Origin of the sequence: Rhizobium sp. WYCCWR10014, from assembly GCF_001657485.1 — a bacterium.
Taxonomy (GTDB): domain Bacteria; phylum Pseudomonadota; class Alphaproteobacteria; order Rhizobiales; family Rhizobiaceae; genus Rhizobium.
Genome location: NZ_LXFU01000025.1, coordinates 1 through 20,015, shown reverse-complemented (window position 1 = coordinate 20,015; position 20,015 = coordinate 1). Strand labels below are relative to the sequence as shown.

General features: G+C 61.8%; 21 protein-coding genes. 10 read left to right on the top strand and 11 right to left on the bottom strand.

Annotated elements, in window-relative coordinates:
• Positions 1–2 precede the first annotated feature (2 nt).
• Positions 3–1,871, bottom strand: coding sequence for a hypothetical protein (locus A6U98_RS04900; protein ID WP_064648334.1), 1,869 nt, complete (start codon positions 1,869–1,871; stop codon positions 3–5).
• Positions 1,872–2,030: 159 nt separating this feature from the next.
• Between A6U98_RS04900 and A6U98_RS04895 the strand changes: the two genes are divergently transcribed.
• Both A6U98_RS04895 and A6U98_RS04890 read left to right on the top strand, forming a co-directional pair.
• Complete coding sequence (locus tag A6U98_RS04895; RefSeq protein ID WP_064648333.1) at positions 2,031–3,038, top strand: glycosyltransferase; 1,008 nt, start codon at positions 2,031–2,033, stop codon at positions 3,036–3,038.
• A complete protein-coding gene (locus A6U98_RS04890) occupies positions 3,035–3,412 on the top strand; it encodes a GtrA family protein (protein ID WP_064648332.1) in 378 nt (125 codons plus the stop codon). Before A6U98_RS04895 ends, A6U98_RS04890 begins: the two co-directional genes overlap by 4 nt.
• Positions 3,413–3,472: 60 nt before the next feature.
• Here A6U98_RS04890 and A6U98_RS04885 read toward each other — a convergent pair whose 3' ends face one another.
• Positions 3,473–4,459, bottom strand: coding sequence for a Gfo/Idh/MocA family oxidoreductase (locus A6U98_RS04885; RefSeq protein WP_064648331.1), 987 nt, complete (start codon positions 4,457–4,459; stop codon positions 3,473–3,475).
• Between the two features lie 179 nt (positions 4,460–4,638).
• On the opposite strand from A6U98_RS04885, the gene A6U98_RS04880 reads away from it, so the two are divergent.
• Positions 4,639–5,586 carry an aldo/keto reductase gene (locus tag A6U98_RS04880; RefSeq protein WP_064648691.1) on the top strand — a complete coding sequence of 316 codons (948 nt, stop codon included), beginning with the start codon at positions 4,639–4,641 and terminating at the stop codon, positions 5,584–5,586.
• A 24-nt stretch (positions 5,587–5,610) separates the two neighbouring features.
• Positions 5,611–6,042, top strand: coding sequence for a GNAT family N-acetyltransferase (locus A6U98_RS04875; protein WP_064648330.1), 432 nt, complete (start codon positions 5,611–5,613; stop codon positions 6,040–6,042).
• Positions 6,043–6,050: 8 nt separating this feature from the next.
• Here A6U98_RS04875 and A6U98_RS04870 read toward each other — a convergent pair whose 3' ends face one another.
• Positions 6,051–6,704 (bottom strand): hypothetical protein, encoded by a 654-nt coding sequence (locus A6U98_RS04870; protein WP_064648329.1) that lies wholly within the window; start codon positions 6,702–6,704, stop codon positions 6,051–6,053.
• A gap of 113 nt (positions 6,705–6,817) precedes the next feature.
• On the opposite strand from A6U98_RS04870, the gene A6U98_RS04865 reads away from it, so the two are divergent.
• Positions 6,818–7,315, top strand: a complete 498-nt coding sequence (locus tag A6U98_RS04865; protein WP_003544628.1) for a ferritin-like domain-containing protein — start codon at positions 6,818–6,820, stop codon at positions 7,313–7,315.
• Between the two features lie 34 nt (positions 7,316–7,349).
• Here A6U98_RS04865 and A6U98_RS04860 read toward each other — a convergent pair whose 3' ends face one another.
• Positions 7,350–8,258: a LysR family transcriptional regulator gene (locus tag A6U98_RS04860; RefSeq protein ID WP_064648328.1), complete on the bottom strand. Its 909-nt coding sequence runs from the start codon at positions 8,256–8,258 to the stop codon at positions 7,350–7,352.
• Between the two features lie 127 nt (positions 8,259–8,385).
• Here A6U98_RS04860 and A6U98_RS04855 point away from each other — a divergent pair, with 127 nt between their 5' ends.
• Positions 8,386–9,381, top strand: a complete 996-nt coding sequence (locus A6U98_RS04855; protein ID WP_064648327.1) for an aldo/keto reductase — start codon at positions 8,386–8,388, stop codon at positions 9,379–9,381.
• A 107-nt stretch (positions 9,382–9,488) separates the two neighbouring features.
• Entirely contained in the window at positions 9,489–9,848 is a 360-nt protein-coding gene (locus A6U98_RS04850; protein ID WP_003544625.1) for a nuclear transport factor 2 family protein, read from the top strand.
• Positions 9,849–9,902: 54 nt separating this feature from the next.
• Here A6U98_RS04850 and pheT read toward each other — a convergent pair whose 3' ends face one another.
• The 5 genes from pheT to infC form a co-directional block, all read right to left on the bottom strand.
• Positions 9,903–12,326, bottom strand: coding sequence for a phenylalanine--tRNA ligase subunit beta (gene pheT, locus A6U98_RS04845; protein WP_064648326.1), 2,424 nt, complete (start codon positions 12,324–12,326; stop codon positions 9,903–9,905).
• A 16-nt stretch (positions 12,327–12,342) separates the two neighbouring features.
• Positions 12,343–13,425 (bottom strand): phenylalanine--tRNA ligase subunit alpha, encoded by a 1,083-nt coding sequence (gene pheS / locus A6U98_RS04840; protein ID WP_024322278.1) that lies wholly within the window; start codon positions 13,423–13,425, stop codon positions 12,343–12,345.
• Positions 13,426–13,671: 246 nt separating this feature from the next.
• Positions 13,672–14,076: a 50S ribosomal protein L20 gene (gene rplT, locus A6U98_RS04835; protein WP_025396750.1), complete on the bottom strand. Its 405-nt coding sequence runs from the start codon at positions 14,074–14,076 to the stop codon at positions 13,672–13,674.
• A gap of 38 nt (positions 14,077–14,114) precedes the next feature.
• Positions 14,115–14,318: a 50S ribosomal protein L35 gene (gene rpmI, locus A6U98_RS04830; RefSeq protein ID WP_003544621.1), complete on the bottom strand. Its 204-nt coding sequence runs from the start codon at positions 14,316–14,318 to the stop codon at positions 14,115–14,117.
• A 326-nt stretch (positions 14,319–14,644) separates the two neighbouring features.
• Positions 14,645–15,181 carry a translation initiation factor IF-3 gene (gene infC / locus A6U98_RS04825; protein ID WP_075225634.1) on the bottom strand — a complete coding sequence of 179 codons (537 nt, stop codon included), beginning with the start codon at positions 15,179–15,181 and terminating at the stop codon, positions 14,645–14,647.
• Positions 15,182–15,359: 178 nt separating this feature from the next.
• Between infC and A6U98_RS04820 the strand changes: the two genes are divergently transcribed.
• Both A6U98_RS04820 and A6U98_RS04815 read left to right on the top strand, forming a co-directional pair.
• Positions 15,360–16,205 carry an alpha/beta hydrolase gene (locus tag A6U98_RS04820; RefSeq protein WP_064648325.1) on the top strand — a complete coding sequence of 282 codons (846 nt, stop codon included), beginning with the start codon at positions 15,360–15,362 and terminating at the stop codon, positions 16,203–16,205.
• Positions 16,206–16,370: 165 nt separating this feature from the next.
• On the top strand, positions 16,371–16,970 hold the full coding sequence (locus A6U98_RS04815) for a transglutaminase-like cysteine peptidase (RefSeq protein ID WP_064648324.1): 600 nt from the start codon (positions 16,371–16,373) through the stop codon (positions 16,968–16,970).
• A gap of 270 nt (positions 16,971–17,240) precedes the next feature.
• On the opposite strand, the gene mbfA is transcribed toward A6U98_RS04815, so the two are convergent.
• Positions 17,241–18,224, bottom strand: a complete 984-nt coding sequence (gene mbfA, locus A6U98_RS04810; protein ID WP_064648323.1) for an iron exporter MbfA — start codon at positions 18,222–18,224, stop codon at positions 17,241–17,243.
• A 171-nt stretch (positions 18,225–18,395) separates the two neighbouring features.
• On the opposite strand from mbfA, the gene A6U98_RS04805 reads away from it, so the two are divergent.
• On the top strand, positions 18,396–18,863 hold the full coding sequence (locus A6U98_RS04805) for a truncated hemoglobin (RefSeq protein WP_064648322.1): 468 nt from the start codon (positions 18,396–18,398) through the stop codon (positions 18,861–18,863).
• Positions 18,864–18,865: 2 nt separating this feature from the next.
• On the opposite strand, the gene A6U98_RS04800 is transcribed toward A6U98_RS04805, so the two are convergent.
• The gene (locus A6U98_RS04800; protein WP_064648321.1) at positions 18,866–19,777 is read right to left on the bottom strand and encodes an EamA family transporter; all 912 of its coding nucleotides are present in this window, start codon (positions 19,775–19,777) and stop codon (positions 18,866–18,868) included.
• Positions 19,778–20,015 lie beyond the last annotated feature (238 nt).

Genomic DNA, 20,015 nt, shown 5'->3' with positions numbered 1-20,015 from the left:
CGTCAATTCGTCGCCGGCCGATAGCGAAAGAACTGCACGCCCACGTCCGCTGCCTTTGGGAGCGGTTCCAGATAGGGCGGGATATTCCCCTTGCCGAGTTGCGCATAGAGCCCGTCTGGTTTCAGCTTGGCGATCTCGCGCGTCTGCAGGTCGCCGGGGCAGAAGGCAAGCACCGTCACGCCGGTCCCCTTCAGGAAGGCTTCCGCCTCCTGCGGCTCGGCCATGCCGATGTGCAGCTCCGTCAGCATGCCGCCCTGATTGCGATGATAGGGCGCGGAGAGAACCCGGTTCGCGGTGAAGCGGAGGATGGGTACGCCCATTTCCGACGGCGCCGAGACCAGTCCGGCCGGTAGCCCGGTGAGCGGCGCCAGCGCCGCTTGCGATGTGCAGGAAATCTTCTTTGCCGGCTCTGCCGCCTTCTTCTGCGCAGCATTCTGCATCTGCAGCGAGACAAATCCGCCGCCGACTGCCCAGGCGGCCGGAGCACTGGCGAGCACGGTGACGATATAGACGAAAGCGGCTGCGACATTCTCGCTGTCGCCGTTAGAGATGCGGCGGACATCTATTATCAACAGGGCAAGCGGGAGGATGGAGATCAGGTTCGAGAACGTCGAACCGCGTACCTGGACCAGCGCGATTGCCCAGCTCGTCATCAGCAGGAAGAGCAGGACCAGGTGGATTTGCACGCGGTCACGCTGGACGACGCGGAAGATGCAGACGGCGATACCGAACAGACCGGCCGCATAGAAGCCACCGATCGAGAAGAGATCGGTGCGTCCGAGAGCGAAAATCGACTGCGCTTCCGAAACATTTCTGAGCCAGAGCTCGACCAGCATCGGGTCGAGACCGGCCAGCGGATCGCTCAGGCATTGCGGTGCGATGACGATCGCCGAACCGAGAACGCCGGCGCCGACGACGGCGAGTGCGGCAAAGCGCAAGGGCCGGCGCAAACGGCTGGCAAGAACCGCCGAAAACAACAGCAACCCGCCGCCGATCGCCGCCAGGCTGTAATAGCCGAGCGAGAGATTGTCGCAGGTGACCGTCGAATAAAGCCGAGGCGGCACCGTTGCGAAGAAAAGGATGCTGATCGCAATCGCCAGCGCCAGCCCGAAGGCCTTGGCGGCGGCGGCGAAATTTTCGCCCTCCCATGCCCAGAGCAGGGCGATGGTCAGGCAGACGGCGGCGACGAAGGGGGTCGTCTCGGCGCCGATGGCGATGGCGATGGCAGCCGCGATGCCGGCAACCACATAGCTCCAGGCACGACGCTCTGGATCCAGCAGCATCGCGATCATCGTCGCGACCAGAGCCAGCTGCGCATTGTGATGATCGATGGCGCCCGGCGCGAAGCGGTTTCCGGTGTAGATCGCAAGACCGGTCAAGCCGAGACTGATATGCATGGCGGCAACACCGCCGATGCGCCGGCCGGCAACCGCCATGGCGAGCATGGCGGGCAGGATGAGCGATACCGGCCAGACGGCGAGCGCCAGCGCTTCAGCCGTCTCGCGGGGCGCAAACAGGCCGAAGAACCAGATCAGCGAGGCGATCGGCAGATCGATCAGCCGCGACCAATGCATCAGCGTGCCGCCGTCGAGGCCGAGACGATATTGCATCAGATCGAACCAGCCCTGCCCGGCCAGAAAATCGCGAACCTCGACGAGACGCATTCCGTCATCATTGTCGGGGCCGACGTAATCGGTGGCGCCGGAAAGCTTGGTGATGAGGATGGCGGCAGCAAGGATGACGCTATAGGCGATGACGGTTGGCCAGAGACGCGTCAGCAGGTCGCGCACCCCGACCCTGGGAGCGGGCAACCCGCCCCTGGGAGCGTCGATCGCGGAGGATGCATGGGGGATCGGCTGCACAGCGTTCATCGTGGTTAGCGGTTCGTTTCGATACCCGAACTTTAGCCGCCGCCGATCAAGAAAGTGTAAAGCCGTTTGTGGCAGCAGCCGATTTTGCCTGCGTCATAGGGTCTTATTAACGGCGCATGATTTAGGCTAAGCGCGGCTTTAAGTGTAACGAGTAGAGTCATGGCCCGATCGCGTACCGATAATCTGAATATTGCCGTCCTGCTCCCCTGTTATAATGAGGCCGCGACGGTCGGCGCTGTCGTGCAGGGTTTCCGGGCGACGCTGCCCGATGCTGCGATCCACGTCTACGACAACAATTCCACCGACGGCACCGCCCTGCAGGCGATGCTGGCCGGCGCGCATGTCGTGCGCGAGCGGCGTCAGGGCAAGGGCCATGTCGTGCGCCGCATGTTCGCCGATATCGACGCCGACATCTACATCATCGCCGACGGGGACGGCACCTATGCGCCTGAGGATGCCGAGGAACTGGTGCGCACGCTTCTGACCGAGCGCGCCGACATGGTGGTCGGCACCAGGCGAGGCGTGCACGCCGATGCCGGCCGTCAGGGCCATGCGCTCGGCAACCGGCTTTTCAACCTGCTCTACCGGATGATCTTCGGCCCTGATTTCACCGATATCTTCTCCGGCTACCGCGCGTTTTCGCGCCGCTTCGTCAAGAGCTTCCCGGCGGTATCAGGCGGCTTCGAGATCGAAACCGAGATGTCCGTGCATGCCTCGCGGCTGAAGCTGCCGGTCAGCGAGCTGGAACTCGACTATGGCCGCCGGCCGGAAGGCTCGCATTCCAAGCTTTCGACATTCCGCGACGGCGCCAAGATCCTCTGGATGTTCGCGATGCTGATGAAAGAAACCCGGCCCTTCGCCTTTTTCAGCGCGATCAGCGCCACCTTCATGCTGGCGAGCCTCGGCTTCATGGCGCCGGTGCTGGCGGAATATTTCGAGACAGGTCTCGTCAGCCGCATGCCGACCTGGGTGCTGTCGACGGCGCTGATGATGATTTCCTTCATGCTGTTCACCGCCGGCGTCATCCTGGATTCCGTGGCGCGCGCCCGCGCCGAACAGCTTCGTATCCATTATATCGGCCTGGAAAGGCCGAGCGCGTTGCAGGCGCCGCTCAGTGACGCAAGGCCGGTCTCTCGCGCGCGTCCCGGCAAGGCGGATGCGGCATGAGAAAGCTCGTCCGCTTCACCATTGCCGGCGGCATCGGCTTCCTCGTCGATGCCGGCATCCTGTCGGCGCTGCTCGCATTGACGCCGCTCGGGCCGTTTCTGGCGCGGCTTATCGCGATCGCCTTCGCGATGGCCGCGACCTGGGGTTTCAACCGGAGCTTCACCTTCGATCGCTCCGGCCGTTCGCTTGCCGCCGAAGGCTTCCGCTACGGCTCCGTCGGGGTGACGGCAGCGCTCGTCAATTACGGGCTCTATTCCGCGCTTCTGCTGTCGCTGCCGGCGCTTCAGCCGCTGGCGGCCATGGTGATCGCCAGCATCGCCTCGATGATCTTCAGCTTCTTCGGCTATTCGCGCTTCGTCTTCCGCGCGGAATGATGAGAGCGCCGCGCGTCCAATGGGACGCGCTCAGGACGCTCTAACCCTCGGGGTTATGCGCTAGACCGCTTCCCAGCCGTCCTTCTCGCTGGCGCGATAGATCGCGTCGATCACCTTCTGGTTCAGCTTCGAATTTTCGAGCGTGACGATCTCTTCCTTGCCGTTCGTCACCGCCCGGGCGAAGGCCTCGACCTGCCGTTTGTACTGGCGGCTGTCCTGGAAGCGGAAGATGCGCGATTCATTGTGGCTGCGGTCGGCAAGCTCGATCTCTTCCGACCCCCAACGATTGGCGTTGAACGGCGACTTGACCTCGATGTACCCTTCGGTGCCGTGGAAGACCATGACCTGGCGGTTGGCCATCTGCGTCGAGATATAGAAGCTCAGCTCGAAATCGCCGAAATCGGCCTTGACGCTCGAATAGATATCCGTGCCGAAATCCGCATCGCGCTCGGTGATCGCCTGGATCCACAGCGGCTCCTTGCCGGTGGAAAAACGCGTGCCCATGACGGGATATACGCCGATATCGGGAAGGCCGCCACCGCCGAGCTCGGGGACGTTGCGCATATTGGCGGGGTCGCGATTGAAATAGGTGAAGGCGCCCTGCACATGCCGGAGCGAACCGATCGCGCCTTCGTCGATCAACGAGCGCACCTTCTGCCAGACCGGGGAATAGGTGATCATATAGGCTTCGGTGACCACCACCCGGTTGCGGTCACGGGCGGCGATCACGTCGTCGATATCGTCGGCCTTCAGCGCTAAGGGCTTTTCGCAGAGCACGTGCTTGCCGGCATCGGCTGCTTTGATCGACCATTCGATATGTTGCGAGGTCGGCAGCGGGATGTAGACGGCGTCGATGAGGTCGGAGGCCAGCATCTCCTCGTAGGAGCCGAAGGCATGCGGCACCGAGAAGCGGTCGGCCATCTCTCTTGCGCGCGTCAGATCACGGCTGGCAATCGCCGTGACGACACAATTTTCCGCATCCTGGATCGCCGGAACGACATTGTCGCGGCCGATCTTCGCCGTTGAAATGATACCGAAACGCAGCATGATTCAAGCCTCCCCAAATTGAGTTCGGCGAACCATATTCAGGCCTTCACTGTGGCGCAATGGCGCGGCCCGAAATCACGGAAGTTTGCCTTCCCGGATGCGCGGATCGCACTAAATTGGTCAGGGCGGCGTTCTGCCGTATCCGCAATTTCAATTCCTTCACACTTCTGGAGAGCGTCATGGAAATGCGCCGGCTTGGAAAAACAGGTCTTTCGGTCGCGCCGATCGTCATCGGCGGCAATGTCTTCGGCTGGACGGCCGACGAAAAAACATCCTTCGCCATTCTCGACGCCTTCTTCGATGCGGGCCTGAATACGATCGATACGGCCGATGTCTATTCCTCGTGGGTTCCGGGCAACAAGGGCGGCGATTCCGAGGAGATCATCGGGCGGTGGCTAAGCCAAGCCAAGGTTTCCCGCGATAAGGCCGTCATCGTCACCAAGGTCGGTTCCGACATGGGACAGGGAAAGACGCTGAAGGAGACCTATATCCTGAAGGCGGTCGAGGATTCGCTGCGCCGGTTGCAGACCGACTATATCGACGTCTATCTGTCGCACTGGCCGGATGAAGATACGCCGCACGAGGAAACGCTCGGCGCCTATGCCAAGCTGAAGCAGCAGGGCAAGATCCGCGCCATCGGCTGCTCGAATTATGATGCGAAACTGCTTCAGGCATCCTTCGACGCTGCCGAAAAGGCCGGATTGCCGCGTTACGATGTGTTGCAGCCGGAATATAATCTCTATGAACGTTCGAGCTTCGAGGGGCCGCTTGCCGATCTCTGCGTCAAGGAAGACATCGGCGTCATCACCTATTTCAGCCTCGCCGCCGGCTTCCTCACCGGCAAATACCGCAGCAAGGCCGATACGGAAGGCCGCGCACGCGAGGGTCGGGTTTCGAAATATCTCGACGACAAGGGCCTGCGCATCCTGGCCGCGCTCGACACGGTTTCGGCCGAGACAGGCGCCAAGCCTGCGGAAATATCGCTCGCCTGGCTGCTGCGCAAGAAGGGCGTGACGGCGCCGATCGCCAGCGCGACCAGTCTTTCGCAGCTTGAAAGCCTGGCGAAATCGGCGACACTTGCGCTTTCCGATGATGCGATGGCGCTGCTCGACGAAGCCGGGGCCTGAAAGAAAGAGACGCCATGACCGTCGATACGTGAGGCCCGCCCCGAGGACGAAGCCCGCTGGCGCGAGCTCTGGGCGGCCTATCTGGTCTTTTACGACGTCACGGTCGATGCCGATATCACCGATTCCACATGGCGCCGGGTCTTCGATCCGGCGTCGGCAATCGCGATGCGCGTCGCCGAAATCGACGGCCGGATCATGGGATTTGCGCTTTATCTCACCCATGAGAGCACGTGGATCCGCGGCAGGGACTGCTATCTCGAAGACCTGTTCGTCGATGCCGAAGCGCGCGGCAAAGGCGTCGGGCGGGCACTGATGGACGATCTCGTTTCAACCTGCAAAGCCAAGGGCTGGTCGCGGCTCTATTGGCATACGAGCGAGCAGAACAGAACGGCGCGGGCGCTCTACGACAGCTATGTCGAGAGCGACGGCCATATCCGCTATCGCATCACCTTCTGAGCACCGCATCAGTTTCTGAGCGGGGGAAAGCCTTCGTAAAAGGCGGCATGATCACCTTCCCAATTGGCCATGCCGGATTTGGTCAGGATGCCGCGCGGGCTGACATAACTCTGGATCACCCGCTTCGGCCGTTCGTGCCACTGGATATTGAAGGCCCAGAGCTTCGGGAAGAAGCAGAGCGAGGCATAAGGCAGGTGGTCGTGAATCCACCAGGCGAGCCGCTGCCAGTCGCTTTCATTGTGGTAGTGGTCGATCATCCACGGCACGGCAATGCAGACGGCTGCACCCATGCAGCCGTCAAAATCTCTCATATCCCAGATGTGATGCGCTGATGTGGCGGCATTGGTCGAGCAGTTCAGTTTGTTCTCATTGCCGAACCTGTTGACCGCAGGCGAACGATAGCCGGAACGGATATGCAGGCGCCCGAACGTCGCCTCTAGCGGCTCCAGCAATTCCTCGCAGAGCCTCTTGCCTGTCTCGATCGCCAGATCGGGATCCTCGGGGATATTGGGGATGCGGTAGAAATCGGCGATTTCGGAATGCAGGAAATCGCGGAGAAAGAAGTTTTGCGAGAGGCGCACACGGCCGAGATCCTCCAGACCCTTCATCGAATTCGGCTTTCGCATGACGTCGTTCTCCTGCGCATCGATGGCAGGAATCATCGCCCGGCACCGATTTACAGTCCACCCGAAATCGATCGGGAACAATTAGCGCGATCTTCTCTTCTTAATGTGTCGCCGCATTCGCGGTTTTCCCCAGAACAAGGATCGAGAAAATGGCCAAGGAAAAGACGTTGGAAGATCTCTTCTACGATACGCTGAAGGACATCTACTTCGCCGAACGGCAGATATTGCGCGCGCTGCCGAAGATGGCGCGCGCCGCCCAATCCCCCGAACTGAAGAAGGGCTTCGAAAAACACCGCGAGGAAACCGAAGGCCAGGTCGAACGCCTGCAGCAGGTTTTCGAACTGATCGGCAAACGCGCCCAGGGCAAGACTTGCGAGGCGATCCAGGGCATCATCGCCGAGGGCGAGGAAATCATGGAGGAATTCAAGGGCACGGCGGCTCTCGATGCCGGCCTGATTTCGGCCGCCCAGGCCGTCGAGCATTATGAAATCGCCCGTTACGGCACGCTGAAGACCTGGGCCGCAACGCTCGGCCTCAAGGAAGTCGTCGGCCTGCTCGACCAGACGCTGCAGCAGGAAACGGCCACCGACAAGACCCTCTCGCAGCTCGCCACCACGGCGGCGAACCAGAAGGCAAAGGCTGCCTGATCAAATAATGCGAACGGGCGGCCTGTCCCCATTCCTACGGGCCGCCCGTATCCTGCTCGCTATACCTAAAAAAATCGATGAAGGCGCGTAGCGCCGGGCGCATCTGCCGCCGGGTGGGGTAATAGAGAAACGGCCCGGAATAGGGCGCGCACCAATCTTCCAGCACCCGCACAAGTGTGCCGCCCGCCAGTTCGTCATAGACCCGCATGTCGAAAAGATAGGCAAGGCCGGCGCCGTTCAGCGCTGCAAGCAGGGCCAGCCGGTCCTCGCTGACGATCAGCGGCCCATCGACCGAAACGACGAGTTCCTGCCCGTCCTTTTCGAATTCCCAGCGATAGATCGAGCCGTTGGTGAAGCGCCGCTTGATGCAGCGGTGATGGACGAGATCACGCGGATGCTCGGGCTTTGGATGATGCTCGAAATATTCGGGCGAAGCGGCGATCACCGTCGTCAGATTGGGCGAGATCCTGACCGCGATCATATCAGCCTCCAGGCTCTCCTCCAGCCGGATGCCGGCATCGAAACCCTCCTTGACGATATCGGTGAAGCCGTCCTCATTGGCGATCTCCAGGGTGATATCGGGATAGAGGTTGAGAAAGTCGCCGAGCCGCGGGGCGAGCAGCAGATCGGAGGCGAAGCGCGGTGCCGTGATGCGCAGGTTTCCGGCCGGCTTGCCGCGCGTATCGCGGACGGCCTCCAAGGCGATATCGATCTCCTCGAGTGCGGGACGAAGTCTTTCAAGCAGCAGTCGGCCCTCTTCCGTCGGCGCGACGCTGCGGGTGGTCCGCGCCAGCAGCCGCACCCCCAGACTGTTTTCGAGGCTGGAGATCGCATGGCTGATGGCCGAGGGCGCGACGAGGAGTTCCTTCGCCGCAGCCCGGAAGCTGCGATGCTCCGAGACGGCGGCGAGAACGGCGAGTTGCGAGAGCTGGGTTCTGTTCATTGATCGAAATAATAGAACAACCTGTTAGAAACTGCATGTATTTTCTGATGGATAGCGCAGCGATAAGGTCTGCCCGTACTGCAACAACCGATCAAGCGGTGCAAAACTGCTCACAAAGGAGCGCATCATGAAAACCCGGAAACTCGGAAACGATCTGACCGTCTCTGCCGTCGGTCTTGGCTGCATGGGCATGAGCTTTGCCTATGGCGCCAGCGACGATGCGGAATCGATCAAGACACTGCATCGCGCCATCGATCTCGGCGTCACTTTCTTCGACACCGCCGAAGTCTATGGTCCCTTCACCAACGAGGCTCTGCTCGGCAAAGCGCTGAAGCCGTTCCGCGACCGCGTGGTGATCGCCACCAAATTCGGCTTCAAGATCGATGCCAGCAAGCCGGGTATTGCCGCCATCGCCGGCGTCGACAGCCGCCCCGAGCACGTGCGAACCGTGGCCGAGGCCTCGCTGAAACGCCTCGGCATCGAAACCATCGACCTCTTCTACCAGCACCGGGTCGATCCCGACGTGCCGATCGAAGAGACAGTCGGCGTCATGGCGGAGCTGGTGAAGGAAGGAAAAGTCCGGGCGCTCGGGCTTTCGGAAGCCGGCAGCGCCACCATTCGCCGCGCCCATGCAGTCCATCCGATCGCAGCCCTCCAGAGCGAATATTCGCTCTGGACGCGCGATCCGGAAGAGGAGGTGCTTGCGACATGCCGCGAACTCGGCATCGGTTTCGTGCCCTACAGCCCGCTCGGCCGCGGCTTTCTGACCGGGGCAATCCGCAAGGCGGAGGATCTCGATGCGGACGATTTCCGCCGGCAGGTGCCGCGGTTCCAGGCGGAAAATTTCGACGCCAATGCCGCCCTCGTCGTGACTCTCGAGCGGCTTGCCGCCGAAAAGGGCGTGACGGCAGCACAGCTGGCGCTCGCCTGGGTGTTGAACCAGGGTGACGACATCGTACCGATCCCCGGCGCCCGCAAGCTTCATCATCTCGAACAGAACGCCGCTGCCGCCGATATCGCCCTGAGCCCGGCGGAACTCGCGAGGCTTGAAGAGATCATCCCCGCCGGACAGGTTGCCGGCAAGCGCTATTCGGACGCCTCGCTTGCCATGACGAACATCTGAACCCCTACCGAAGCAGAGAGCGAAAGCCCGGTCGGCCACAACCGGCCGGGCTTGCCTTCGGCGCTGGCGAAACTATCTAACGCCATCTCTGAGAACGGGATGAAAATATGTCGGACAGGCAGGCAGTCGAACAGACGGTTCATCTCTATGTCGAAGGCATGGCCTTCGCCAATGAGGCAGCCTTGAAAAAGGCCTTTCATCCGAAAAGCTCGATCATCGGCCATTACGAAAATGCCGTCGAATGGCTGACGCGGGACGAATTCATCGCCGCGATCCTGCAGGAGGAGCCGGCGCCGCCCGGCACGCAGCCCTACATGGACATTCAGAGTGTCGACGTCGAGGGCGATGCGGCAAGCGTCAAGGTCACCGACGATTTCGCCGGAATGCGCTTTACCGACTATCTCTCGCTGTTGAAGATCGACGGCCGCTGGACGATCGTCAGCAAACTCTTCCATCTGCATCGGTGAAAAGACCGGCCGCCATTCGCGACCGATCCGTTATCTGGCGACGTTGGGTGACGCTCAGCTTCTGAGGACACCGCCGGTGAATTTCATGACGCTGGCGACGATCTTCTGCGTCAGCACCTCGAAATCCTCGTCCGTCAGCGTGCGCTCGACCGGCTGGATCTGCACCTCGATCGCCACCGACTTCTTGCCGTCGCCAACCGATGCGCCCTCGAAAATATCGAAGACATTGACGCCGGTCACCAGCTTGCGGTCAGCGCCGGTCGCGGCCTTGACGATGGCGCCGGCTTCCACCGTCTTGTCGACGACGAAGGCGAAGTCGCGCCGCACCACCTGGAAAGGCGACAGCTCGAGCGCCGGCTTGGTGCGCGTCGCCTTGCGCTTGGCCTCCGGCATGGCGTCGACATAGACCTCGAAGCCGCACAGAGCGCCTGAGACATCTAGCGCTTCCAGCGTTAACGGATGGAATTCACCGAAATAGCCGAGCACGACCTTCGGCCCCATCTTGATCGTGCCGGAGCGGCCGGGATGATACCATTCCGGCCCGCCTTGCTCGATCTGGATATTGCCCATCGGCAGGCCGCAGGCTTCGATGACGGCGAGCGCGTCGGCCTTGGCGTCAAAGACGTCGACCGGCTTGCCGCCACCCTTGGCGGGGTTCGACCAGGCGCGACCGGCGCCGGCAAGCGAAGCCGTGCCGCGGCGAATGCCGCCGGCCACGCGGCGCTGACCCTCAGGCCTGTCGTTCTCATAAGTGCCGGAGACCTCGAAGAGGGCGACGTCGCCGTAACCCTTGTCGGCATTGCGTTGCGCTGCAGTCAGCAGGCCCGGCAGCAGCGAGGGGCGCATATCCGACATTTCGGCGGCGATCGGGTTGGCAAGCTTGAGCATCGGGGAACCGCCGCCGAAGAGCTTTGCCTGGTCTTCCGGAATGAAAGACCAGGTGACGGCTTCGAGCATGCCGCGCGCGGCGAGCGCGCGCTTGGCGAGGCGGCTGCGGATCTGCAGCGTCGTCAGGATCTTGCCGTTGACGGCCGCATGGCTTTCGAGCGGCGACGGCTTGATATTGTCGACGCCGTGAATGCGCATTACTTCTTCGACGAGATCGGCCTTGCCGTCGACATCGGGGCGCCAGGAGGGGACAGCGACGGAGACGCGCTCGCCGGAACCGGAGACGGTGAAGCCGAGGCGCGTCAGAATCGTGTTGCTTTCCTCATTCGAGACGTCGAGGCCCGTCAGACGCTTGACCTCCGAATAGGGGAAATCGACGATCTTCGGCTCATGACCCTGGTAACCGACGATCTCGGCCTTGGCGGCCCTGCCGCCGCAAAGTTCCAGCACCAGTTCCGTCGTGCGTTCGAGACCGGGGACCATATAGTCCGGATCGACGCCGCGTTCGAAGCGGTAGCGGGCATCGGTGATGATGCCGAGGCTGCGGCCTGCTTTGGCGATGTTCATCGGGTCCCAGAGGGCGGATTCGATCAACACGTCGACGGTGCTCTCGTCGCAGCCGGAATGTTCGCCGCCCATGATGCCGCCGATCGATTCGATGCCGTTGTCATCGGAGATGACGACGTTGTTCGGCGACAGCTTGTATTCGCTCTGGTCGAGCGCCAGCACCGTCTCGCCTTCGGCGGCACGGCGGACGGTCAGGTTGCCGTTGATCTTGGCAGCGTCGAAGACGTGGATCGGCCGCCCCTGATCGAAGGTCATGTAGTTGGTGACATCGACAAGCGCGTTGATCGGGCGCAGGCCGATGGCAATCAGCCGCTGCTGCATCCAGCGCGGGCTCGGGCCGTTTCTGACGCCCCGCACGAGGCGGAGCGCAAAACCCGGGCAGAGCTTCGGATCGTCGAGATCGAGCGTCAGCTTCACCGGCGTCTCGCCTTCGACGGCGAAGGACGGGGCGGGCCGCGTCTTCAGCGTGCCGAGGCCGGAGGCGGCGAGATCGCGGGCGATGCCGTGGATCGAGGTGCAGTCCGGCCGGTTGGGCGTCAGGTTGATCTCGATGAGGGGATCGTCAAGATGAGCATAGGCGGCATAACTCTGGCCGACCGGCGCATCCTCGGGCAGATCGATGATGCCGTCGTGACTGTCGGAGATCTGCAGCTCCTTTTCGGAGCACATCATGCCATGGCTTTCGACGCCGCGGATATTGCCGACGGCGAGCGTCACGTCGATGCCGGGAACATAGGTTCCGGGGGCTGCGAAGGCGCCGACGAGACCGGCGCGCGCATTCGGGGCGCCGCAGACGACCTGGACGGGTGCGCCGGAACCGGTGTCGACCATCAGCACCTTCAGGCGATCGGCCTGGGGATGTTTTTCGGCCGAGATGACTCGCGCGATAACAAAGGGCTTGAATGCCGCCTTGTCGTCGACATCCTCGACCTCCAGCCCGATCTCGGTGAGGCGCGTGCAGATTTCATCGAGGCCGGCATCCGTTTCCAGATGCTCTTTCAGCCAGGAGAGCGTGAATTTCATCGTCCCAATTCTCCGTTCAAGCGCTGAGGCCGCCGAACAGCGTCGGCATGTCGAGCGGGCGGAAGCCGTAATGCGTCATCCAGCGGACGTCGGCGTTGAAGAAGTCGCGCAGGTCGGGCATGCCGTATTTCAGCATGGCGATGCGATCGAGGCCCATGCCCCAGGCAAAACCCTGATATTCGTCCGGATCGAGCCCGCCGTAACGCAGCACGTTCGGGTGGACCATGCCGCAGCCGAGGATCTCCATCCAATCGGTGCCCTCGCCGAACTTGACGATCGGACCGGAGCGGTCGCACTGGATATCGACCTCGAAGGAGGGCTCGGTGAAGGGGAAGAAGGACGGGCGAAAACGCATCGTCACGCTGTCGACCTCGAAGAAGGTCTTGCAGAATTCTTCCAGCACCCAGCGGAGGTTGGCGACATTGGCCTTCTTGTCGACGACCAGGCCCTCGACCTGATGGAACATCGGCGAATGGGTGGCGTCCGAGTCCTGGCGGTAGGTCTTGCCGGGAATGATGATGCGGATCGGCGGTGTCTGCGCCTCCATGGTGCGCACCTGCACCGGCGAGGTATGGGTGCGCAGGACCTTGCGCTCGCCATTCTCATCTGGATTGAAGAAGAAGGTGTCGTGCATCTCGCGGGCCGGATGGCCCTCGGGGAAATTCAGCGCGGTGAAATTGTAATAATCGGTCTCGATGTCGGGACCTTCGGCGATCGAGAAACCCATGTCGGCGAAGATCGCGGTGATTTCGTCGACGATCTGGCTGATCGGATGGATACGGCCGCGCTCGGCGGGCGAAGAGCGCACCGGCAGGCTGACATCGACCGTCTCGGCCTTCAGCCGCGCATCGATCGCCGCTTGCCGCAGCGTCGTCTTGCGGGCGGTGAGCGCCTCGGTCACCGCGTTCTTTAGAACGTTGATCGCAGCACCCTTGCTCTGTCGCTCTTCCGGCGTCATGGCGCCGAGCGTCTTCAACAGTTCGGAGACGGAGCCCTTCTTGCCGAGGGCGGAAACGCGCACGGCTTCGAGCGCCGTCTCGTCATCGGCGGCGGCGATTTCGGCGAGCAGCGATGTGTTGAGCTGGTCGATATCTGACATTGTCACTTCTTTCCGTCCAGTATCAGGCGGGCGATCGGGAGGCAGGCGGCGCCGGCCGGCGCCAGGAATATAAAGAAAGAAAAACCCGCGCTAGCCCAAACCAGCGCGGGTTTCCCAAAATCATAACTTCAAAGCTTGGGAAGCGCTGGTAGCGCATGTCCCGAGCGGGCGCGCCCGCTCGAAAGGTACATGCGCCACTTAAAGCAGTTGAGCCAGCTTTTGCGCGTTCTTACGAACGCGCGCGGCTCAACGGACCGCGCCTTCAAACTCGTTCGCCGTGCCGGCTTCCTTGAGGTATTCAAGAGCCTTCTTGGCAGCGCTGACCAGCGCGCCGAATGCTTCCGGCTCGTGGATCGCCATGTCGGAGAGAACCTTGCGGTCGACTTCGATGCCAGCCTTGTTCAGGCCGTCGATGAAGCGGCCATAGGTCAGGCCGAATTCACGCACGGCGGCGTTGATGCGCTGGATCCAAAGCGCGCGGAAGTTGCGCTTGTTGACCTTGCGGTCGCGGTAGGCGTACTGCTTCGAACGATCGACAGCAGCCTTGGCGGTACGGATGGTGTTCTTGCGACGGCCGTAAAAGCCCTTTGCGGCCTTCAGAACCTTCTTGTGCTTGGCGTGAGAGGTGACGCCTCTTTTGACACGTGCCATATCATGATCTCCTTAAATCTAGCGTTCGCGGACGAGTCTCAGAGACCGTTCGGCAGGTAATTCTTGATAACCTTGCGGCCATCCGGTTCTGCGAGAACCATGGTGCCGCGTGCATCGCGAATGAACTTGTTGGAACGCTTGATCATGCCATGGCGCTTGCCGGCAGCGGCAGCCTTGACCTTGCCGGTTGCGGTGATCTTGAACCGCTTCTTGGCAGAGGACTTCGTCTTCATCTTGGGCATTTTGCTACTCCTTCTGTCCTCCCTGCGCGCTTTATCGAAAAAGCCCTTCTCGCGAAGTCCGGTTCTCCGGCCGTCGCAACAAGGTGCGGGAGCGTTTGTTGTTGATCTGCGGCATCGGCGACGAACCGTTCCGCAAGCATTCGAAACTGCCACGGCATGCCCTGCCGGTCAGTTCGGACGCGCGCTTATAACCGCAGCGTCATGAAAGTGCAACGGGGCCGCGGAGGAATCTTCGCGCATCCCAAAATACACCGGCCCAAAGCAGAATGGCAGAAAGCACAAAAGCCGCCCTTGCGGACGGCCTTGGGCGAAAAACTGCCTGACGCTTATTTCGGCGCCAGCACCATCATCATCTGGCGGCCTTCGAGCTTGGGTTCGGCTTCGACCTTGGCGAACTCGATCGTATCGGCCTTGACCTGCTGCAGAAGCTTCATGCCGAGTTCCTGGTGAGCCATTTCACGGCCGCGGAACTTCAGCGTCACCTTGACCTTGTCGCCTTCGTCGAAGAAGCGACCCATCGCCTTCATCTTCACCTCATAATCATGGGTGTCGATGTTCGGGCGCATCTTGATTTCTTTGACTTCGACGATCTTCTGCTTCTTGCGCGCCTCGGCAGCCTTCTTCTGGTTGGCATATTTCAGCTTGCCCAGATCGAGGATCTTGCACACCGGCGGTTCGACATTGGGGGAAATTTCGACGAGATCGAGGCCGGCTTCTTCCGCCATTCTCAAGGCCTGGTCGGTAGGCACGACGCCCATATTCTCACCGTCAGCCCCGATCAGCTGAACTTTGGGAATGCGGATTTCACGGTTCGAGCGCGGTCCGTCCTTCACGGGCGCGTCGGTTTTAAAAGGTCTGCGAATGGTCGTATTCTCCTCGCGTTGTTTCGGAACGTTGCAGCATCGCGCTCCCAATCAGGGGTGCACAAACGTGTCGCGTCATCGCTGCAACGGAGTCAATATCATCCTTTAGCGGAAAAATCACCCGCTGTCAGCCTGCCAAGAATCTGTTTTATAGGCCAAAACAACAGGAGTTTCGCCGATGTCCGATCAGTTGTCCAATGCCCAGCCGCAGTTCCTGACGGTCGGCGAGGGTGAGGCGGCGCGTGAGATCGCCATGCTCGTCCGGCCGGCGCAGGCGGGCAATGGCGCACCGGCACTCGTCTGGCTGTCCGGTTACCGCTCCGACATGAGCGGCACCAAGGCGGTGGAACTCGACGGGCTGGCGGCGGAACTTGGGCTCGCCTGCATCCGCCTCGACTATTCCGGCCACGGACTTTCCGGCGGCAGCTTCGGCGACGGCACGATCTCGCGCTGGCTGGAGGAGGCGCTTGCCGTCATCCGCCATGTCGCGCCCGATCGGATAGTCCTCGTCGGCTCGTCGATGGGCGGCTGGATCGCGCTCAGGCTGGCGCAGGAGCTTGCGCGACAGGGCGGCGAAGGCCCGAAGCTCGCAGGGCCAAAACTCGCAGGGATGGTGCTGATCGCGCCGGCCCCAGATTTCACCTCCGAGCTGATCGAGCCGAACCTGAAGGCCAAGGAGCGCAAGTCGCTTGCCGAGCGCGGCTATTTCGAAGAGCGCTCGCAATATAGTCCGGAACCGAACATCTATACGCGGGCACTGATCGAGGATGGCCGCGACAACCGGGTGCTCGACGGCATCATTGAAACAGGCTGCCCGGTGCATATCCTCCAGGGCATGAAAGACGCCGACGTGCCGCATGCACATGCGATGAAACTGGTCGAACATCTTCCCGCCGACGACGTGGTGCTGACCTTCATCCGCGACGGCGACCATCGCCTTTCCCGCCCCGGCGACATCGCGCTTCTCCTAAGTGCCGTCAAAGGCATCATCCGTTCATCAACAAATAGGCAGATGCCCGATTGAATGGCAGAGGCGGATAAATTCGCCTGATGCAGGTCCCCAACCCGTTGCATTTTAACCATGTCCGCGAGTCGCAAGGTCCTCCCAAGAAGTAACGATTGACTCTTTTGGGCCCTCTCCATTAACACTTTGTTAATAAATAAGGGGCGATGCAAGGAAAGAGCGGGCGTGCGGATCAAGGGTATCTTTGTGGCCATGATGGCCGTGTTTGCGATGGCGACTGCCGCCATACCGGCCCCAAGCAGAAATGCTTCAATGGTAACGGGCAACGCCACCTCACAGCCGATCGGCCACTACGATTTCTGTCAGATCCACCGCAATGAATGCGGCGCAAACCGCAACGCAGGCCCGGTCGCCATGAACCCGGGGAAGTGGTCGCTCGTGCGTTCGGTCAACGCTACGGTCAATCGCACGATCACGCCGATGACCGACAAAGAAATCTACGGCAAGGATGAGGTCTGGGCCTATCCGACCACTGCCGGCGACTGCGAGGATTTCGCGCTCTTGAAGCGCCGCATGCTGATCCAGCGTGGCTTTTCGGCTGCCGACCTGCTGATGACCGTCGTGCGCAAGCCGGATGGCGAAGGCCATGCCGTGCTGACGCTGCGCACCGCCGAGGGCGATTTCGTACTCGACAACCTCGCCTCCGACGTCAGGCCGTGGTTCGGGACCCCCTATTCCTTCGTCAAGCGCCAGTCGAGCTACAATGCCGGCCGCTGGGTCACCATCGAGAACGGCCGCGACGTCCTGGTCGGCGCGCTGCGGTAAGGGTTGCGATAGAGAATGTGGAAAGGGCCGGCTGTTTGCCGGCCTTTTTCGTTTTGCGGGTTTGGGATGACGCACCGTTTCCCGGCCCTTCGCTCTGGGCTCAGGGCCTTCGTTGTTGCAATCGATTCACTGGATCGATTGCTCGGGCTGCGCCCGACCGGCTTGATGCCGAGTATGAGGCAACGTCTCCCGGCCCTTCGCTTTGGGCTCAGGGCGTTCGTCGCTGCAATCGATTCACTGGATCGATTGCTCGGCTTCGCCGACCGCTCCTCACCCATTCCCAATCAATATACCCGCGCCGAGCACCAGGCCGCCGCCGAGGACCACCTGGAAGGCGGCGCGCAGGAAAGGGGTTTCCATGTAGCGGTTCTGGATGAAGGCGATTGCCCAGAGTTCGAAGAAGACGACGATGGCGGCGGTGATCGTCGCCGTCCAGAAATGCGGGATCAGATAGGGCAGTGCGTGGCCGAGGCCGCCGAGCGCGGTCATGATGCCGCAGGCAAGGCCGCGCTTGACCGGCGAGCCTCTGCCGGAGATCTTGCCGTCGTCATGGGCGGCTTCGGTGAAGCCCATCGAAATGCCGGCGCCGACGGAGGCCGAAAGACCGACAAGAAAGGTCTGCCATGTATCCTGGGTGGCGAAGGCGGCGGCGAAGATCGGCGCCAGGGTCGAGACCGAGCCGTCCATCAGCCCAGCAAGACCCGGCTGTACATAGGTCAGCACGAATTGCCGATGCACCGTCGCGTCCTCGTCGTGCTTGACGTCTGCGGGCGTATGTTTGTCGCCCAGCATACGGGCGATATCCTCATGTCCCTGTTCGGCGAGGGCGAGATCGCCGAGAAGTTCACGCGTCGAGGCATCCGAGGTCCGTTTTGCCGCCTCGACATAGAAACGGTAGGCCTGCTCCTCCATCGCCTCGGTTTCCCGGCGCATCGCATCCAGCGAAAGGTTTGCCCTGAGCCAGTCGGGCTTGCGCTCGTAGAAGCCCTCCACATGCTCGCGCCGGATCAACGGAATGCGCTCACCGAAACGTTGGCGATGGATCTCGATCAAAGATTTGCGATGCGTATCCTCGACCTCGGCCATGTCCTCGAAGACCTTGGCCGAGGCCGGAAATTCGCGGTGCAGCCTGTCGGCATAGGCAAGATAGATGCGGGCATCGTCTTCCTCGGAGGCGATCCCAAGGGCAAGGATCTCCTGCTCGGACAGCGACTCGAAAGATCGTTTCGAGGATCTGAAAAACCGCGCCAGCATGACTTTCTCCAATTTTTAGAATTATTCTAAATCTAAAGAAGGAGGCGGTGACGGTCAAGTGGATGGGGCAGGCCAGCTGACAGATTGACGCAAGCGACACGGGTGACTTTGGCTCGCCGCCATAAACACCTATATGGAGGCTGCCGCATCACGCGGTGCCGGGGTTTTGGAATGGACAATGACATTCAGGGCCGCCCTGCCCATGTCGCGGCGATCCGCGAAAAGGCGGAGGCGGAAATGCGGGAGATGGGCGTCGACGCGGCCTTCATCGACAGGCTGGTCGAGACCTTCTACGCACGCGTGCTAACGCATCCCGATCTCGGCCCGGTGTTCGACGCCAAGCTGTCCGGCCGCTGGCCGGAGCATATGGCGAAAATGAAGAGCTTCTGGTCATCAGTCGCCTTCCGAAGCGGCGCCTATGGCGGCAAGCCGGTGCAGGCGCATACTCACGTCCAGAACCTGACGCCGGATCTCTTTCCGAAGTGGCTGTCGCTTTTTGCCGCAACGCTCGACGATATCGCCCCGTCGCCGGAGGCTAAGGCCTGGTTCATGGCCACGGCGGAGCGGATCGCCAAAAGCCTGATACTGTCGCTGTTCTACAATCCAGCGCTCGACGATCCCGCGCGCAAACCCGCCTGATCTCAGGCCCTTTCCGCCGAGGCGGTGGCGCCGGCGCTGGCCGCCACCACGAGCGCCGTACCCAGCATCTGCAACGCGGTCATCGGCTGGGCGAGGATCAGAAAACCGGCGAGCGCGCCGAGCGCCGGTTCGAGGCTCATCAGGATGCCGAATGATGCCGCCGGCATGCGCCGCAGCGCCACCATCTCCAGCGCATAGGGCAAGAGCGGCACAAGGATGGCAAGGCCGAGAACCTCGACCAGTCCCTTCAGCGTGAAGGCGCCCCCCGTCTCGGCAAGGCCGAAGGGTGTCGCGACGAGGCCTGCAACGATCAGCGACATCGAGAGACCTTCCAGCCCCTTGAAGGCAGCGCCGACCTTCTTCGTCAGCAGGATATAGACCGCCCATCCCACGGCAGAGCCGAGGGCAAAGAGGACGCCCGGGAGATTGCCGACCCAGCCTTCGCCGTCATGGGCGAGGAAGAGAATGCCGGCCGCAGCGATCAACGGCCAGGCGAGCCGCCAGGTCAGACCATAGCCGAAGACGGCGACCGAGAGCGGCCCGAGGAAATCGATGGCGATCGCCAGGCCGAGCGGCAGCCGCTGGATCGCAGCGAAGAAGCAGAGCGTCATGGCGGCCGTCGTCGTACCGAGCAGCAATGTCGCCCGCCATTGGGCGCCGCTATAACGCAGCAGAGAAGGTCTGACGACGACGGCAAGGATGATCGCCGCGAAAGCAAGCCGCAGCCAGGTGGCGCCGGCAACGCCATAGGTCGCAATGGCTGACGAAGACAGTGCCGCGCCGAACTGGATCGAAGACATCGACATCAGGCACATCGCAACACCGGCCGCCAAGCCGCCAGAAGTCGGCGATACGCCCGGCTCAGCAATCAAGGCTGCGCCGTCTGTCCCGGTCTCGATGTTCTTGATGTCCATGTGGCCCCCGATCCTGGCGCGGTTCTAGGCCGAAGACGGGTGAGAACCAAATTCAAACTTTTCATGCCGGGATCAAGAGCGCTGATGCTGAGGCGCCAAGGAACGGCCGGCGGTGCGGGATTGATCCCGCACCTTGGCCCAGGAGATCGCCGATAAGTGCCCCTCACCCTAACCCTCATATGCGCTAGGTTAGGCGGGCATGTAGAACGTCGCATTGTTTTCGGCGTCTTCGCGGCGG

Excerpts from the sequence above, each read along its gene's own strand:
- pheT (WP_064648326.1), bottom strand. The coding sequence starts at position 12,326 with ATGAAATTCACGCTCTCCTGGCTGAAAGAGCATCTGGAAACGGATGCC.
- A6U98_RS04860 (WP_064648328.1), bottom strand. The coding sequence starts at position 8,258 with ATGAACAGAACCCAGCTCTCGCAACTCGCCGTTCTCGCCGCCGTCTCG.
- pheS (WP_024322278.1), bottom strand. The coding sequence starts at position 13,425 with ATGTCAGATATCGACCAGCTCAACACATCGCTGCTCGCCGAAATCGCC.
- A6U98_RS04805 (WP_064648322.1), top strand. The coding sequence starts at position 18,396 with ATGGACAATGACATTCAGGGCCGCCCTGCCCATGTCGCGGCGATCCGC.
- A6U98_RS04890 (WP_064648332.1), top strand. The coding sequence starts at position 3,035 with ATGAGAAAGCTCGTCCGCTTCACCATTGCCGGCGGCATCGGCTTCCTC.
- A6U98_RS04885 (WP_064648331.1), bottom strand. The coding sequence starts at position 4,459 with ATGCTGCGTTTCGGTATCATTTCAACGGCGAAGATCGGCCGCGACAAT.
- A6U98_RS04800 (WP_064648321.1), bottom strand. The coding sequence starts at position 19,777 with ATGGACATCAAGAACATCGAGACCGGGACAGACGGCGCAGCCTTGATT.
- A6U98_RS04895 (WP_064648333.1), top strand. The coding sequence starts at position 2,031 with ATGGCCCGATCGCGTACCGATAATCTGAATATTGCCGTCCTGCTCCCC.
- A6U98_RS04855 (WP_064648327.1), top strand. The coding sequence starts at position 8,386 with ATGAAAACCCGGAAACTCGGAAACGATCTGACCGTCTCTGCCGTCGGT.
- rplT (WP_025396750.1), bottom strand. The coding sequence starts at position 14,076 with ATGGCACGTGTCAAAAGAGGCGTCACCTCTCACGCCAAGCACAAGAAG.
- rpmI (WP_003544621.1), bottom strand. The coding sequence starts at position 14,318 with ATGCCCAAGATGAAGACGAAGTCCTCTGCCAAGAAGCGGTTCAAGATC.
- A6U98_RS04880 (WP_064648691.1), top strand. The coding sequence starts at position 4,639 with ATGGAAATGCGCCGGCTTGGAAAAACAGGTCTTTCGGTCGCGCCGATC.
- mbfA (WP_064648323.1), bottom strand. The coding sequence starts at position 18,224 with ATGCTGGCGCGGTTTTTCAGATCCTCGAAACGATCTTTCGAGTCGCTG.
- A6U98_RS04820 (WP_064648325.1), top strand. The coding sequence starts at position 15,360 with ATGTCCGATCAGTTGTCCAATGCCCAGCCGCAGTTCCTGACGGTCGGC.
- A6U98_RS04850 (WP_003544625.1), top strand. The coding sequence starts at position 9,489 with ATGTCGGACAGGCAGGCAGTCGAACAGACGGTTCATCTCTATGTCGAA.
- A6U98_RS04865 (WP_003544628.1), top strand. The coding sequence starts at position 6,818 with ATGGCCAAGGAAAAGACGTTGGAAGATCTCTTCTACGATACGCTGAAG.
- A6U98_RS04870 (WP_064648329.1), bottom strand. The coding sequence starts at position 6,704 with ATGATTCCTGCCATCGATGCGCAGGAGAACGACGTCATGCGAAAGCCG.
- A6U98_RS04900 (WP_064648334.1), bottom strand. The coding sequence starts at position 1,871 with ATGAACGCTGTGCAGCCGATCCCCCATGCATCCTCCGCGATCGACGCT.